This window comes from Mycobacterium sp. AT1 (assembly GCF_002043095.1).
Taxonomy (GTDB): Bacteria; Actinomycetota; Actinomycetes; order Mycobacteriales; family Mycobacteriaceae; genus Mycobacterium.
The window spans coordinates 71,710-85,953 of record NZ_MVOC01000050.1; the positions used below are offsets into that span (position 1 = coordinate 71,710).

General features: G+C 67.9%; 18 protein-coding genes. 8 read left to right on the top strand and 10 right to left on the bottom strand.

Annotated features, from left to right (window positions below):
• Positions 1–33: 33 nt before the first annotated feature.
• Positions 34–969 carry a manganese catalase family protein gene (locus tag B1790_RS22995; protein WP_079925585.1) on the bottom strand — a complete coding sequence of 312 codons (936 nt, stop codon included), beginning with the start codon at positions 967–969 and terminating at the stop codon, positions 34–36.
• A 401-nt stretch (positions 970–1,370) separates the two neighbouring features.
• On the opposite strand from B1790_RS22995, the gene B1790_RS23000 reads away from it, so the two are divergent.
• Together B1790_RS23000 and B1790_RS23005 are read left to right on the top strand one after the other, a co-directional pair.
• Positions 1,371–1,928, top strand: coding sequence for a CsbD family protein (locus B1790_RS23000; RefSeq protein WP_079925586.1), 558 nt, complete (start codon positions 1,371–1,373; stop codon positions 1,926–1,928).
• A 27-nt stretch (positions 1,929–1,955) separates the two neighbouring features.
• Positions 1,956–2,633 (top strand): IF2 family translation initiation factor, encoded by a 678-nt coding sequence (locus tag B1790_RS23005; protein ID WP_079925587.1) that lies wholly within the window; start codon positions 1,956–1,958, stop codon positions 2,631–2,633.
• 3 nt (positions 2,634–2,636) lie between these two features.
• On the opposite strand, the gene B1790_RS23010 is transcribed toward B1790_RS23005, so the two are convergent.
• Positions 2,637–3,629 carry a glycoside hydrolase family 6 protein gene (locus B1790_RS23010; RefSeq protein WP_079925634.1) on the bottom strand — a complete coding sequence of 331 codons (993 nt, stop codon included), beginning with the start codon at positions 3,627–3,629 and terminating at the stop codon, positions 2,637–2,639.
• Between the two features lie 92 nt (positions 3,630–3,721).
• On the opposite strand from B1790_RS23010, the gene B1790_RS23015 reads away from it, so the two are divergent.
• The gene (locus B1790_RS23015; protein WP_079925588.1) at positions 3,722–5,386 is read left to right on the top strand and encodes an ABC-F family ATP-binding cassette domain-containing protein; all 1,665 of its coding nucleotides are present in this window, start codon (positions 3,722–3,724) and stop codon (positions 5,384–5,386) included.
• 17 nt (positions 5,387–5,403) lie between these two features.
• Here the strand turns inward: B1790_RS23015 and B1790_RS23020 are convergent, their stop codons facing one another.
• Together B1790_RS23020 and B1790_RS23025 are read right to left on the bottom strand one after the other, a co-directional pair.
• Positions 5,404–5,838, bottom strand: a complete 435-nt coding sequence (locus tag B1790_RS23020) for a nitroreductase family deazaflavin-dependent oxidoreductase (protein WP_079925635.1) — start codon at positions 5,836–5,838, stop codon at positions 5,404–5,406.
• A gap of 28 nt (positions 5,839–5,866) precedes the next feature.
• A complete protein-coding gene (locus tag B1790_RS23025) occupies positions 5,867–6,508 on the bottom strand; it encodes a heme-binding protein (protein ID WP_079925636.1) in 642 nt (213 codons plus the stop codon).
• A gap of 112 nt (positions 6,509–6,620) precedes the next feature.
• On the opposite strand from B1790_RS23025, the gene B1790_RS34765 reads away from it, so the two are divergent.
• Positions 6,621–6,779: a hypothetical protein gene (locus B1790_RS34765; protein WP_158083867.1), complete on the top strand. Its 159-nt coding sequence runs from the start codon at positions 6,621–6,623 to the stop codon at positions 6,777–6,779.
• Positions 6,776–7,030 (top strand): DUF6480 family protein, encoded by a 255-nt coding sequence (locus tag B1790_RS23030; protein WP_079925589.1) that lies wholly within the window; start codon positions 6,776–6,778, stop codon positions 7,028–7,030. The genes B1790_RS34765 and B1790_RS23030 overlap by 4 nt, the downstream gene beginning before the upstream one ends.
• Positions 7,031–7,037: 7 nt before the next feature.
• Here the strand turns inward: B1790_RS23030 and B1790_RS23035 are convergent, their stop codons facing one another.
• The 3 genes from B1790_RS23035 to B1790_RS23045 all read right to left on the bottom strand — a co-directional run bounded on the left by B1790_RS23035 (position 7,038) and on the right by B1790_RS23045 (position 9,218).
• Positions 7,038–8,258 (bottom strand): diguanylate cyclase, encoded by a 1,221-nt coding sequence (locus B1790_RS23035; protein ID WP_142271460.1) that lies wholly within the window; start codon positions 8,256–8,258, stop codon positions 7,038–7,040.
• Between the two features lie 166 nt (positions 8,259–8,424).
• Entirely contained in the window at positions 8,425–8,628 is a 204-nt protein-coding gene (locus B1790_RS23040) for a hypothetical protein (protein ID WP_079925591.1), read from the bottom strand.
• Between the two features lie 17 nt (positions 8,629–8,645).
• On the bottom strand, positions 8,646–9,218 hold the full coding sequence (locus B1790_RS23045; protein ID WP_158083868.1) for a TetR/AcrR family transcriptional regulator: 573 nt from the start codon (positions 9,216–9,218) through the stop codon (positions 8,646–8,648).
• Between the two features lie 110 nt (positions 9,219–9,328).
• Between B1790_RS23045 and B1790_RS23050 the strand changes: the two genes are divergently transcribed.
• A complete protein-coding gene (locus B1790_RS23050; protein ID WP_079925593.1) occupies positions 9,329–10,183 on the top strand; it encodes an SDR family NAD(P)-dependent oxidoreductase in 855 nt (284 codons plus the stop codon).
• 9 nt (positions 10,184–10,192) lie between these two features.
• Here the strand turns inward: B1790_RS23050 and B1790_RS23055 are convergent, their stop codons facing one another.
• Positions 10,193–10,861 (bottom strand): response regulator transcription factor, encoded by a 669-nt coding sequence (locus B1790_RS23055; protein ID WP_079925594.1) that lies wholly within the window; start codon positions 10,859–10,861, stop codon positions 10,193–10,195.
• Positions 10,862–11,043: 182 nt separating this feature from the next.
• Here B1790_RS23055 and B1790_RS23060 point away from each other — a divergent pair, with 182 nt between their 5' ends.
• Positions 11,044–11,400 (top strand): VOC family protein, encoded by a 357-nt coding sequence (locus B1790_RS23060; protein WP_079925595.1) that lies wholly within the window; start codon positions 11,044–11,046, stop codon positions 11,398–11,400.
• 67 nt (positions 11,401–11,467) lie between these two features.
• Here B1790_RS23060 and B1790_RS23065 read toward each other — a convergent pair whose 3' ends face one another.
• Positions 11,468–12,685, bottom strand: coding sequence for an NAD(P)/FAD-dependent oxidoreductase (locus B1790_RS23065; protein WP_079925596.1), 1,218 nt, complete (start codon positions 12,683–12,685; stop codon positions 11,468–11,470).
• A gap of 142 nt (positions 12,686–12,827) precedes the next feature.
• On the opposite strand from B1790_RS23065, the gene B1790_RS23070 reads away from it, so the two are divergent.
• The gene (locus B1790_RS23070; RefSeq protein WP_079925597.1) at positions 12,828–13,532 is read left to right on the top strand and encodes a HemK2/MTQ2 family protein methyltransferase; all 705 of its coding nucleotides are present in this window, start codon (positions 12,828–12,830) and stop codon (positions 13,530–13,532) included.
• Between the two features lie 32 nt (positions 13,533–13,564).
• Here B1790_RS23070 and B1790_RS23075 read toward each other — a convergent pair whose 3' ends face one another.
• Positions 13,565–14,218: a GAF and ANTAR domain-containing protein gene (locus tag B1790_RS23075; protein WP_369832412.1), complete on the bottom strand. Its 654-nt coding sequence runs from the start codon at positions 14,216–14,218 to the stop codon at positions 13,565–13,567.
• Positions 14,219–14,244 lie beyond the last annotated feature (26 nt).

The following is a 14,244-nucleotide window of genomic DNA, read 5'->3' on the forward strand; positions in this document are numbered from 1 at the left end:
CGACTCCGATCCACCCGCCCGGTACCGGTGTGACTAGGCCTGGCCGTTGGCCTTGATCTCGGCCTCGGCGGTGGCCTGGATGAGGGCCAGCAGCTCCTTGTCGAGGCCAGGTGCGAACTCTTCGCGGCGTTCGGGGGCGATGGTCATCGGGAAACCCTCCGGCATGACCGCGGTGCTGAGCTCGGTCCCGTCGTTCGACGGTGACGCACCGCGGTACAGCTTGTCCGCCTGGCTCTCGTCATCGGCGCTGAAGGTGTACTGGATGCTCTGCAACCCCATGTCGACCAGCTTCTTCACTTCGGGGAACTGCTCGGCGTTGGTCTTCGGAATGGGAAGGGCCGCACCCCAATTCACGCCCAGGCTCTCAAGTGCCTTGGCGAACGCGTTCTCGTGCGCCTGATCCCGAACGATCAGATACGCGATGGTTGAACGCGCGGTCGCGTTGTCCGTCATCTCGTAGATCCGACACTTCTGCAGCCGACCCGTCGACTCCAGCATGAGGTTGTACAGCAGGTCCAGCACCAGGTTGCCGCTGTTGTACACATACGACCCGCTCCACGGGTTGCCCGCCGAGTCGACCGGAAGTGCGCCCTGGGCGCCAACCAGGTAGTGGTGAATGTTGCCGGTGTCCAACGCGATGCTCAGCGGGGTCGCTCCCTTGGCACCTGGCTCGTCGACCGGGTCGGTCTTCTTGCCCTTGTATGCGGGTGACCCGTCGAGCAGGCGCGAGATGGTGGTGCCGATGAGCTCGACGTGGCTGATCTCCTCGGTGCCGACCCCCTGGATCAGGTCCTTGTACGGCTTGGAGGTCGGATCGCCGCGAAAGTTCATGCTCTGGAACAGGTATTGCATCATCGTGCGCATCTCGCCGAACTGGCCGCCGAGACCTTCCTGCAATGCGTTGGCCGCGGCTGGATCCGGCTCGTCGACGGCGATTTCGTTGATCAGTTGTTGTGTGTGGAGGTACATGTTTCTCCTCGTTCGTCGTGCGTCGGGAGCGGAGCACGCCAGTTGAAGACGCAGATGACGCCAGGATCGGCGCTGCGGAGCATTCGAGGTGGCTTCGCCGTCGACGTGACGATGAGACGCGGGCACAAAGGCCCTTGGTGGGAATTCACCGGCGGAGCTCACGTTCCTGAAAGCGGGCGGCACCAGTCACTTACCCGGGTCGACACTGCCCAAACGTGAACTGCGCCCCGAGCCGTCCGGCGCGTGTAAGTGATTCCCGCCGTGGGGAATTCGCGCCCTGTGATGACGCCGTGTTTCAAGTCGGCTCGAACCGAGCATTCCCTTACCACGGGCCGGATGGCTCATGGCGTCGTCACGCACGAACCGTTTGGTGACCGCTTCAATCTCAGAGGAGTCTTCAGTTGAGTGAGCACGACAGGTCCGACGAGGCCCGCAAGGGTCTGATCGATTCGGTCAAGGGCAAGGCCAAGGAAATCGCCGGCGCCATGATCGGCAACGACTCCTTGACGGCCGAGGGTCAGCTCGAGCAGACCCAGGCTCGGGAGCGCAAGGACGCCAACAGCATGCAGGCCGTTGCCGACGCAGAGGCCGAACAGGCTCGGGTTCAGGCAACCGAGGCACGGTTGGAGGGCGCCGAGGAACGGATCGCGGTCAACGCGCGCACGGCCTCCGTCGAGAGTTCGATCGTCACCCAGCAAGCCGAGCAGAAGGCGGCCGCCGAGCGGTCCGCCCAGCAGGAGGCGCAGCGCGCGACGGCCCAAGCCGAGGTCGAGGCGCAGCAGGAAGTGCAGCGCGCCGAGGCGCAAGAGCGCGTCGACGTTCGCGCCGCCGCGACTGACGCCACCGAGGCCGTCGACGAGCATCGGGCCGCCGTGGACGACGCCGCGGCCGCCCGCGCCGCCGCCGACGAGGCAAGAGAGCGCGCCGCGAAACTGACCGACAACGCCGACCTGCCGTGAACGACGACCACTGAAATGGATTCGACTATGAGCATCATGACCATCCCCCGCACGATCCTGCGGTTCCAGTACCAGTTCGTCCGCGTTCCGCTGCAGCTCATCGAGGAGCGCGTGGTGTCGAGGATGGACGCCGAGGCCCCGGCGCGACTCGCCTACGAGCGGTCGCTTGGCGTGCTCGACGCCACCGTCGGCAACGCCCTTGGCGACGCGCGCCTCAAGCGACGAGGAGCCTCACTGGCCAAGCGCAGCGACGAACTCGCGCGGGCGGCCCGCCTCGAGGCCGCAGCCAACGAAGAGCTGCGGCAAGCCGATGAGGAGCTCAAGTCCTCCCGGCAGGACGTCGTCGACGAGGTCCAGGACGCGCGTGCGGCCAAGGACCAGGCGGTCGAAGATGCCGAGGCCGCCGCGCAGAAGCGCAAGCGTGCCGCGACGGAGGCCGCGCAGAAGCGCGCAGGCGCCACCAAGAAGGAGGCCGACGACATCGCCGCCCGCCTCAAGAGCTCGGCCGAAGCGGCCAAGCGCAACGACGAGCAGCGCATCGACGCCGCCCAGAAGCGGGCCACCGACGCAGCCGACGAGACGATCGACGACGCGAAGGCACGGCGGGACGAGGCCGCGAAGAAGCGCGCCGACGCGGACCGCCTCGAACAGCTGGCGGAGGTGGAGAAGGAGAAGCGTCAGGCCGAGCGCGCCGCCAAGCCCTAACCCCTACTGGCCCGCGTTACGGGCGAGGTCGACGGCGAATTGGTTGACGAACGTGCCGGCTCCGGCGCCTCCTCGGCAGGAGCCGTCGGACTCACCGGGGCGCTTCACCCACAGGAACGCGTCGACGTTTCCGTTGCCGGTGTTGGCGGTGGGTGCGGCGCCGAGGGCGCGGCCGCTGGGGTTACACCAGTAAAGCGGGTCGCCCTCGACGGGGCCGTTGCCGTTGCGCGAGGTGTCGATGACGTACGGCTTGCCGCCGACCATCCCGGAGATGGCGTCGCCGTAGCCGATTTCCTCGCCGGTGGTGAAGAAGTTCGCGGTGTTGAGGCTGAAGCCGCGAGCCTTGGCGACGCCGACCTGGTTCAGCCGGGCCGCCATGTCGTCGGCACTCACCCAGCGGGAGTGGCCGGCGTCGACGTAGACGGCGGTGCCCGGATTGCGGGTCAGCGTGTCGACCGCGTAGCTCATCAGGTCGAAGCGTTCTTGGCGCTGATCACCCGAGAGGCAGTCGGCCATCGCGAGGGCGTCTGGTTCGAGGATGACCGCGGCCGGCCCGCCGCCGATGTCGGCGGCCACGTTGTCGATCCAGCCGCGGTAGGCGCCGGCCGAGCCGAATCCGCCTGCGGCGAAGCTGCCGCAGTCGCGGTGCGGGATTCCGTAGAGCGCCAGGATCGGCATGGTGCCGGCAGCCTGGGCGTCGGCGATGTACTTGGCATCCACGGCGGGGGTGGACAGGTGGTCCATCCAGTACGCGGTGGGCGTGTTGGCGATGGCGGTCAACTCGGGACTGCCCGCGCCGTTTGCGGCGCGCATGGCCTTCGAGTTCGGGTTCACGTAGAAGGGCAAGGTGGCCAACGGGTTTCCGTCGGCGGCCAGCCGCACCGCCGGTGCGCTGACGACGTGCCCGGGGTCCGCGGCGACCACGGTGGTGGCGACGGCGGCGACCGCCAGGAACGGGGAAATCCACCGTGCGACTGCGCAGGCAGCTGAGGTCATCACCCCAGAAAAGCTAACGGCCCGACGGCGTAAGTGCCAATCACCGGCGGTGGCACATCCGCGCTGCGGCGCCGCGATGCGACCATTGCCTCATGACCGCAACCCTCGTCGCGAAGAACGTGGCGGGCGGATTCGCCCATCGCACCCTGTTCGAAGGGCTCGACGTGACCGTGGCGCCCGGCGACGTCGTCGGGGTGGTCGGCGCCAATGGCGCAGGCAAGAGCACGCTCCTGCGCATCCTTGCCGGTGACCTCGAACCACTCGACGGCTCGGTGAGCCTCGCCCCGCCCGACGCGTTCGTGGGGTGGCTGCCGCAGGAACACGAGCGGGTGCCGGGGGAGACCGTCGCTGCCTACGTCGCGCGCCGGGCGGGGTGCACCGCCGCGACGCAGGCCATGGACGACGCGGCGGCGGCGTTGGCGGATCCGGCCGCGGCTCCGGCGGGAGTCGACCCCGCCGACGTCTACTCCGCTGCCCTGGACAGGTGGCTCGCCTGTGGTGCGGCGGACCTCGACGAGAGGTTGCCTGCGGTGTTGGCCGATCTGGGGCTGGATACCGAGGCCGTGCGACCGGACGTCACCCCGATGACGGCGTTGTCGGGCGGGCAGGCGGCGCGAGTGGGTTTGGCGGCGTTGATGGTGTCGCGCTTCGACGTCGTGCTGCTCGACGAGCCGACCAACGACCTCGACCTGGACGGCCTCACCCGGCTGGAGCAGTTCGTCCACGATCTTCGCGGCGGCGTGGTGCTCGTCAGCCACGACCGCGAGTTCCTCGCGCGCAGCGTGACCCGCGTCCTCGAACTGGACCTGGCGCAGAACACCACCACCGTCTTCGGCGGCGGATACGAAAGCTATCTGGAGGAGCGCGAGGTCGGTCGCCGACACAAGCGCGAGCAGTACGACGAATTCGCCGAGAAGAAGGCGGACCTGGTGTCGCGGGCCCGAACTCAGCGGGAATGGTCGAGCCAGGGTGTCCGCAATGCGATGCGCAAGGCTCCCGACAACGACAAGAACCGTCGGCGCGCGGCCACCGAGTCCAGCGAGAAGCAGGCGCAGAAGGTGCGGCAGATGGAGAGCCGGATCGCGCGGCTGGAGGAGGTCGTCGAACCGCGCAAGGAATGGACGCTCGAGTTCACCATCGGTGCCGCGCCGCGGTCCAGCTCCGTCGTCGCGACCCTCGCCGACGCCGTCGTCCGGCAGGGCGACTTCGTTCTCGGCCCGGTGTCGGTGCAGGTAGACGCCGGCGAACGGATCGGTATCACCGGTCCCAACGGCGCAGGGAAGTCGACGCTGCTGCGGTTGCTGCTGGGGCGCCAACTGCCCGACGAGGGCCGCGCCAGTCTCGGGGCCAACGTGGCGATCGGTGAAGTCGACCAGGCCCGCGCCGACTTCACCGGGTCGGGACGCCTCGTCGACCGGTTCTCCGAACGGGTGCCGGAGTGGACAACCGCCGACGTGCGGACGTTGCTGGCCAAGTTCGGGCTGCGCGCCGACCACGTCGAACGCGGGGTCGACGACCTGTCACCGGGGGAACGAACCCGCGCCGGGCTGGCGTTGCTTCAGGCCCGTGGCACCAACGTGCTGGTGCTCGACGAGCCGACCAACCACCTCGACCTCGCGGCCATCGAACAGCTCGAAGAGGCCCTCGACACCTATGACGGCGCGCTGCTGCTGGTGACGCACGACCGCCGCATGCTGCAAAACGTTCGGCTGGACCGGACGTGGCTGGTCGACCATGGTCGGGTCACCGAGCTTTAGCTCGGCGCCCGACGGGGTCACTCCAGAACGAAGACGGGGATCTGACGGTCGGTCTTGGTCTGGTACTCGGCGTACGGCGGGTAGGCCTCGACGGCCAGCTTCCACCACTGCTCACGCTCGGCGCCTTCGATTTCGCGGGCGGTGAGGTTCACGACCTTCTCCCCGTCCTGCACCGTGACGGCGGGGTTGGCCTTGACGTTGAAGTACCACGACGGGTGCTTGGGGTCGCCGCCCTTGGAGGCGACCATGGCGTACTTGCCGTCGGCCTCGACGCGCATCAGCGGCACGTAGCGCTTCTTGCCGGACTTCACCCCGGTGGTGGTGAACAGCACGATCGGGCGGTCGAGCACCTCGACCCCGTCGGTCGTGCCCTGCTCGAGAATGCGTTGGGTCTGCTCGCGTACCCAGTCGGTGGGGCTTAGTTCGGCGTCGGTTCCGGCGTTGTCAGTCACGGGCCGCACAACACCGGGCAGCGCGTACTTATTCCCGAGTCGTCGACGTCGTTACGACGACTTCGTTGCGGCGCCGGAACGGCACCGTCCACGGCGGGTCGTAGAACCAGGCTTGGGGTTCGCCGGTGGCCTCGATCCCCTCGACGCGCAAGGCGTCGAGAAGCTCCGCCGACCGGGCGGCCACCGCGGCCTGGCCCCGGTCGCCGGTGAAGCGCAGTACCGCCACCGTCTCCGCGGGCACCTCGACAAGGCGCACCCTGTCGTCGTCGGGGACGGGCAGCGTGGACATGGTCCACTTCGACGGCATGAAGAAGCGGATCACCCAGCCGTTCTCGTCGTCACCCGTGCGCGACACCGGCGCCGTCATCTCGATCTTGGTGCCACGGGCCGACGACTGGCTGACCGGCGCCGTCATGGCGATCTTCTGGGAGCCGGTGTTGCCGCCGAAGATGTAGCGGGCCACCCGCCGGAAGCCCTCGCTGCGGGCCTGTTCCTCGGGGGCCTCGACGGTCGTCTCGGCGGCGATGCGGGGACGGTACCGGCGGATCTCGAGTCCCTCGGCCAGCGGCTCGGCGTCGTATGGCGGTTCTTCGGTGCCCACTCGAATTCCGACGATCCCCAGCACGGACTCGGCAACCTGCGTGGCGGCGCTGGTGAGCTGGCTCAACATCTGCGTCATCAGACGTTTCTACCCGGGCGGCGGGCACCGCAATCACCGACGCGCGTTTGAGAGGTGCCGGGTGTGGGGATGTGCCTGCAACCGAGCTGACAGGAGGGTGGCCGTGAGTTTCACCAGTGCGTTGGACAAGACCTTGGAGTTCGTCCGCCCGGCGGCGGGACTGCGCGTCGTCGCGAAGCCGCACGTTCCGCTCTTGGCGCTGATGGCGCCGTCCGACAGCGCTACTGGTCGGGCCGTTGGCGCATCGGTGACGCGGCGATGACGGCCGTGCCACCGGATCCCGATCCCGTCGAGACTCCGTCCGTCGGCGGTGCCCACGGCGTGGAGCCGGGCGAGACCCCACCGGACTCCGGGTCGACGACGCAGTCGGCCAACCAGGATCCACCGCCGCGCAGCAGGATGACGCCGACCGGAGTCGCGGCGTTGATTGCCGTCGGGGTGATCTTCGCAATCTTCTTGGTCGTCTCGGTGGTCTACCTGCTGCAGGTGGCGGGTCTCATGGATCGCTGGTGACCATTTCTCACCAGGAGGCGGACCAGTCTCGGTCCCGTCGTCGCTGACGTTGCTCGGGTGGAATCGACCGGGGGCCGTGAGCGGACGGTAGAGCCTCCCAGCGGCGCGTTGTCGGGCTCCACGTCCGGCTTAGAGACGTCCGATCGTGGGGCTTGACGGGGACGCCGTGATGTCGAGTTTGGTTGCCGCCGTTGCGCTTTGCGTCGTACATCGCGGCATCGGCCGTGGCGATCACGGTGGTGATCACCGAATGGGCATCGTCGCTGGCCGACACCGAGCGCAGTGGCACGCAGGCGGTGCCGACACTCGCGGTGATCGGGAAGGGCAGTGCCTCGACGGCTCTGCACAGGGCTTGGCCGACCGTGATGGGGTGGGTGTCGGCGCCGTCGACGGCCACCAAGAACTCCTCGCCTCCAACCCGCCCGATGATCGACCCGCGGGGCGCGTGATCGCGCAGCGCCCGCCCGACCGCGGCGAGGGCAAGATCGCCGTGGGTGTGGCCGTGAGTGTCGTTGAGGCGCTTGAACTTGTCGAGGTCGATCATCGCGATCAGGAGGTCACCGTGGCCGTCGTCGGCGGTGGCCAGCGCGGAGGTTCGTCGATAGAACGCCCGGCGGTTGTACAGCCCGGTGAGGGGATCGCGGTCGGCCTTGAGCAGGTCGACGCCCAGGGTGTGCACGATGATCTGAACGCCGTAGGGCACGACGATGTTGCCGATCAGCACCACCCCGTAGGCGCTCACCGCGCGGACGTAGCCGTCGGTGACGACGAGCGCTGCGGCCGGTACGGCGGACACCGCAAGGACGATTCCCAGGTTCGCCACCATCAGCGCGGGTGTGTGGAAGAGCGCGATGTAACCGGAGATCGTCGCAAACGCGGTGCACCCCAGAAGGGCGGTGAGCGGATCGGTTTGGGCCAGCACCGCGCAGGCGATGCTGAAGCTGGTGGCCATCGAGAAGGCGATCGACTGGTTCTTGGTCGGGAACCGGTGCAACCAGAGCAGGGCTCCGGCCAAGCCGCCGAGACCGGCCAGCACGCATAACACGCGGTGGATCGTTCCAATTGGCGGCGCCGACCCGAGGAACATTCCTATCGGGACGATCACCAGGCATGCCATGACGGCGACGAGCACGCCGCGCGTCATCGTCGCCATGCGGCGGACGCGGAGGAAGGCACTGAGCCAGTCGAAGTGGTCTGGCTGACGCCACCACCAACGAAGTTTCTTCACGCCTAGCTACCCCCGCCCACCCGGTACTCCGGATCGCAGCAACGCTGCGCGCATTTGCCAAATCCGCGGAGAAACGGGGTCTCGGTATCGTCCGCTCGCGATTTACCCTACCTGGGACTGCCGGGCGGGCGATACACGAATATCGGCCGACCTGGGTCGCGGGGGCTCAGCCGGTGGGTTCCCCGGCGCCGTCGGACGACGTGTCGTCCGGCGCGGAGTCCTCGCGGCCGCCGTCAGTGTCGTCGCCCGATTCTTGCGAGTACGTCTTGCGGTGCTCGCGCGGTTCGTCCTCGTAGATTCCGCTACCTCGAGGCATGGCCGCTCCGTTCTCCGCGATGAGGTTCTCCGAGATGGAGCCTCGGGTGTGCATTCCCGGGGTGGTGTAGATCAAACGGCTGGGCGGCTGGCCCCGGGGGCACCGTCGGCGAACCCTCGCAGGATCGTCTCGAGATGGCGTCGCCACAGCTCGGCGCCATGGTGGGCCGGGTCGTTGCGCTCGGAGTGGATGACGCCGCGCAGCGCCCAGACCGCGGCGGCGACGTCGTCGGGGGTGACATCTGTGCGGATGGCACCGGCGCGCTGCGCGCCGACCAGGAGTTCGGTGGACAGTCTGCGAAGGTCGTCGACGATGGGCTTGGGGGCGAGCTCGCCCCACATTGGGGCCGACAGACCCGACTTCTCGGCGAGCTCGACGCCCACGGTCCGAAGGAACGCTTCGAGCCCAGTCTCTGGCGGGCCGCCTGCGGCGGTCGTGGCGACGTCGACCAAGCGGCCGAAGAATCCGCTGAGCACCTCGTGGACGAGGGCGTCCTTGTTGGCGAATCGTCGGTAGAGCGTCGCGGGTCCGACGCCGGCGGCCTTGGCGACGTCGTCGAGCGTCGCGCTGGGCCCATGTTCGGCGAACACCGCCTCGGCTGCGCTGATCAGCCGTGCGCGGTTGTCGGCGGCGTCTCGGCGCACTGCGGTCCACCCCCTCACTCGTCCGGCGGGAAGCAAATCTAGCGCCGATGCGTTCCGGATATGTGATAGTCCAACTATCACATAGCTGGTCGACGGCGAGGAGGAAGAACATGAGCAAGGTCTGGTTCATCACGGGATCGTCGCGAGGCTTCGGCCGCGAACTCGTCAGGGCCGCGCTCGAGGCCGGGGACAGCGTCGCGGCAACCGCCCGTCGGCCCGAGCAACTTGCAGAACTCGTCGAGACCTACGGGCAGCGCGTCCTGCCGTTGGCGCTCGACGTCACCGACCCGGCGCAAGCCACCTCGGCGCTGGCGGAAGCCCAGGATCGGTTCGGGCGCGTCGACGTCGTGGTCAACAACGCCGGATACGCCAACGTCGCGCCCATCGAAACGGGAGACGAGGCTGACTTTCGCGCCCAATTCGAGACCAACTTCTGGGGCGTCTACCACGTCTCGAAGGCGGCGATCCCCGTTCTCCGCGAGCAAGGCGGAGGACTGATCGTGCAGTTCTCGTCGATGGGCGGTCGGGTCGGCGGGTCCGCAGGAATCGCGTCCTACCAGGCCGCGAAGTTCGCGCTCGACGGCTTCTCCCGCGTGCTGCAGGCCGAGACGGCGCCGTTCGGCATCAGGGTCCTCGTCGTCGAACCCAGCGGTTTCGCCACCGACTGGGCGGGCTCGTCGATGGCGATAGCCGACATTCCCGAGCGCTACGCCGACACCGTCGGAAGGATGAACGCCGTCCGCGAGAGCGACGCCGTGTCCGCGGGCGATCCAGCGCGCGCGGCACAGATCCTGGTGCGGCTGTCACGGCGCACGGACTTGCCGTACCACCTGCCGCTCGGCGTGAACGCCGTCGAGGGCTCGATCCGGCAGGACGAACTGCTGCTGGAGACCGACCGGAAGTGGGCCGCGGTCGGCAGATCCGCCGACTTCGCCGAGCCGTACCCCGTCCACCTACCCGGTTGACCGACGCGCCTATGGCCCGCCCTTCCAGTGCTCGATGCGGTTGTGGTCGGGGGTGAAGCCGTGTTTCACGCCCCACAGCACGGCCTTGGTCCGGCTGTCGACGTCGATCTTGCGGTAGATGGTGCGAATGTAGGACTTGACGGTGTTGGGGCTCAGATAGGTCAGGGCCGCCACCTCGGCGTTGCTCTTGCCCTGCGTGATGAGCGCCAGGATCTCCGACTCCCGGTCGCTCAACCCCTCGCCGCGGCCCGGCCAGTCCAGCCCGACCGCGGTCCTCGTCCGCGCAGGCGCGTCGCTGACGACCAGCTCGCCGGCGTGGACGGCCTCGAGCGCGGCGACGAGATCCCGCGCCGGAAGTGTCTTGGACAGGTACCCGTGCGCCCCGTGCCGTTTGGCGCTCTCGATCAGATCGGGATGAAAGTTCCACGTGTACACCACGACTCGGCGAGCGTGGGGATTCGCGACGAGGACGCCGATCTCGTGGTGGTCGGACTCCGGCTGGGCGAACGAGTCGTAGAGGACGACGTCGACGTCGTCGCTGACGCCCATCGTGGCGTCGAGCTCGGCCACGACGATCCGGTCGCGGTAGTTGTCGAACATGTTGGCAACGCCCATCACCACCACGTCGTAGTCGTCGACCAGCGCAACGGTGATCGGACGCTTCGCAGATGACGACACGCAAGCGACATTACCGCCCTAGGGGTGTATCCGGACCACCCCAAAGGGTCTTTCCTGGAGAGCGCCCCGCCACGGGAATGCGTTGCCGCTCAATCGAAGCTGGTCCGTCGCGACGGGTGTAGCACCGGCAGCGCCGGGTAAGGAAGCTGATGGTTCAACGGGAATCATCGAGCGGAGGAATCATGGCTAGTGGCGTTGCGACGGTGTGGATGCCCGTCGAAGACATGAGTCGGGCAGTGAAGTTCTACGGCGAGACCCTCGGTCTGAAGGTCAAGAGCGAGGGCGACGACTGGTCCGAGCTCGACGCCAACGGGGTGTCGATCGGACTCAACGCCCGCGAGGAAACTCACGGGGAGCACACCGGCGGGGCAGTGCTCACGCTGCAGCCCGACGGCACCCTCTACGACGAGCTGGTCCGCCTCACCGACGCGGGTGTGACGTTCGTCGGCGAAGTCAGTGAGCATCCGTGGGGCCGGATCGCGGCGTTCAAGGACTCCGAGGGCAACGACCTTCAGCTGTTCGAGCCGCCGTCGGAGTAATCGTCTAGAAGTCTCCAGGAGCCCCAGTCCCGCACAACGGGATTGGGGCTTCTCGACGACGCGCGCGTCAGAGCCGCCCGCGGAGAAGCAGGTTCCAGTAGATCTGCGGCAGGCCGTAACGGTCGAACGCCCACGCCGAGCGGCGCGGTTTCACCGGATCCATCAACCGGGGCAGCGGCGAGGCCAGCGTGCCGGTGCGGGTGAACTCACCGGGGATGAGGTGATGCGCGTCGGTGGCGATGGGCGCCACGGTGTAGCCGTCGTAGTCGGCGGCCGTGGCGGCACCGCCACGTGCGGCCACCACGTTGTCGACCAGGATCGCGATCTGGCGCCTCAGCGCACCCCCTGACGGGTCGGTTGCGACGGTTGCCCCGTCCCCGGCCGCCCACACGTTGGCATGGGTCCGGTGTCGGAACGTCCTTGGGTCGACGTCGACGAGGCCGACACCCTCGTCGGTCGCCATTCCAGAGTCGACCAGCCACTGCGGTCCCCGGAACGGCGGCACCAGGTGCAGCAGGTCGTATGAGAGTGGGCGCACGGTGCCGTCTCGCCGATCGGTTGCGGTGATGTGGTGTTCGTCGGGGAACAGCCCGGTGACGGCGGTGTCGTACAGCACCCGAACCCCAAGCTCACGCAGCTCGTGGCGGATCTTGACGTCGAGATCCGGTGCGTCCAAGATCTTCGGCCGGTCGACCAACAGCGTGATCTCGACCCCCGGCAGACGGCCGGTGCGCTTCCAGTGGGCTGCGGCGAGGAACAGCGGTTTGACGGTGGTCCCCGTGCAACTCACCGGTGGACGGGGCACGGTGAATATCGCGTGACCACCAGCGGGCATGCGCCGCACCAGGTTCCACGTCTTCTCGGCCGCGTCCAGATAGTTGCTGGTGACGGCTGGGGAGTCCATGGCCGCGGCGATGCCGGGTAGCGCGTCGGTGTCGGGAATCAGGCCGGTCGCCAGGACGAGGTCTCGGTATCGGAGGCTGCGCCCGGATGCACACCGCACGACGCGTTCGACCGCGTCGACGGCGACCGCGTGATCGCGAACCCACGTACAGCCCTTCGGCGTCACCGAGCGTTGCGTACGTTCGGCGCTGCGCATGGTGGCCTGGCCGCCTCCGACGTAGGACAGCAGCGGCCGGTAGGTGTGCACGGACTGCGGTTCCACCACCGTGACGTCGGTGATGCCCCGCCGGAGCAGTCGCGCGGCGGCGCTGATCCCGGCGTTGCCGCCGCCGATGACGACGACGTCGGCGGCTTCGTCGACGTCGGGGTGCAGGGTGGCCATCGAGATGTCTTACCCGCAAACTCCTCGAACTAACGCGCGTCCGGTTGGCGCACCCGAGGATTGGTCCGTGATCCGATGATTGAACGCCGCGGGACGGGGCATGTTGCGAACACCGCCCCCAAAGATGCGACGGAGCACCACAGTGAGCACGATTTTCACCGATGAACTGATCGACCGATCCCCAATCCACGTGCCGGCCGGTGTGTATCCGCCGCAGGAGGACTCGGCTCTTCTCGTCGACGCGTTGCGTACGTCCGGCCGAGCCGCCGGAAGTCGTGTCGCAGACCTGTGTTCGGGCAGCGGCGTCGTCGCGTTGGCCGCCGCGGAGCAGGGTGCCGCATCGGTTGCCGCGTTCGAGATGAGCCCCGTAGCGGTGTCGTGCGCCAGGAGCAACGCTGCCTCCAGCGGCCTCGACGTGAAGGTGCACCGCGGATCCTGGACTCGGGCAGTCGAATTCGAGGCATTCGACGTCGTGACGTGCAACCCGCCCTACGTACCGTTCGACGACGGTGCCGACGACGTAGTGGTGCCCGATGAAGCGGGCCCGGCGACGGCGTGGAACGCGGGACGCGACGGTCGCAGGATCCTGGACCCGCTGTGCGAGCGCGCCCCCGAGATGTTGGTCGACGGCGGAACGATCTTCATCGTCCACTCGGAGTTTGCCGACGTCGACCGCACGGTCGACGGGTTGCGTGCGGCAGGGTTACGGGCCCAGGTGGTTGCGCAACGCTGGATTCCGTTTGGTCCGGTGCTGACCGCCCGGGCGCAGTGGCTGGAACGCATCGGGCTTCTCGAGGTGGGCAGACGGCGGGAACGGCTGGCCGTGATCAGGGGCGACCGGTCCTGAATCACGCTGTCTAGAGCCGCTTTACGAAGCGACTACTTGCCGCTGTCGATGACGCGCTGCGCGACGTCGGTCAGCTTGACGTTGCTCTCCTGGCTGAGCTGACGCATCATGTTGAAGGCGCGCACGGCGTCGACGTTGAACCGCTCCATGATGATGCCCTTGGCCTGACCGATGCGGTCTCGACTCAGCAGGGCGGCGTTGAGCTGGCTCTGCGTCTGCGTCGCGACGATGGCTGCGGCGGCATGGGCAGCCAGGATGCTGCCCACCGTTTCGGCGTTGGAATCCCACGCCGTCGGCTCGAATCCGAACAGGTTGAGCGCTCCTGCGGTGCGCTCTGCGGTGTACAGCTTGAACGACAACCCGCTGAGCACGCCGATCTCCACCACGGCCGGCGAGTATTGCGGCCACCGGGTCTCCAGCCGAAAGTCGTCGGTGCGGACGACGGTGTCGGCGAGGGCGGCTTGAACACACGGCCCCTCCTGAAACGTCACCTGGAGGATGTCGAGTTGGTGGGGCAGCTCAGAAGTGGTGGCGATCGAGCGGAACTTCCCGCCCCGTTCCAGTAACAAGATCCCTGCGGTGTCAACCCCTGGAATGAGGTCTACGGCGGCCGCGGTGACTTCGTCGAGAATCGTGTCCAAGCTGGGCTTGGGCACCAGATTCCTCGACATCTCGGCCATACGCATGGCGAGGTCGTGATTCGTCGGTTGGG